We start from the raw sequence: 317 nt of genomic DNA on the forward strand, positions 1-317 counted from the left end.
GGTGGCCATGGTCCGGGACGGCACCGAGCAGTTCGCCGGGCCGCTGCACGACCGCTACGACATCGTCGGCTTCGACCCGCGCGGCACCGGGGACTCCTCGCCGGTGCGCTGCCTGACGGACCGCCAGCGCGACGCCGCCGACCAGCAGGACGACCCGGCCGACCCGCAGGCCCGCCTGGCCTTCCGGGAGCAGCAGGCCAGGGAGTACGCCCAGGCCTGCGAGGCCAACGCCGGCAAGCTGCTGCCCTTCGTCGGCACCCGCAACACCGCCCGCGACATGGACCGGCTGCGCCAGGCCCTGGGCCAGGAGAAGCTCG

At 75.4% G+C, this 317-nt stretch carries 1 pseudogene; it reads left to right on the top strand.

Features of this window, described 5'->3' with window-relative positions:
• Positions 1 to 317: pseudogene (locus C7C46_RS33875) on the top strand (alpha/beta fold hydrolase); the annotation flags it as partial.

Origin of the sequence: Streptomyces tateyamensis (assembly GCF_003205575.1) — a bacterium.
Lineage (GTDB): Bacteria > Actinomycetota > Actinomycetes > Streptomycetales > Streptomycetaceae > Kitasatospora > Kitasatospora tateyamensis.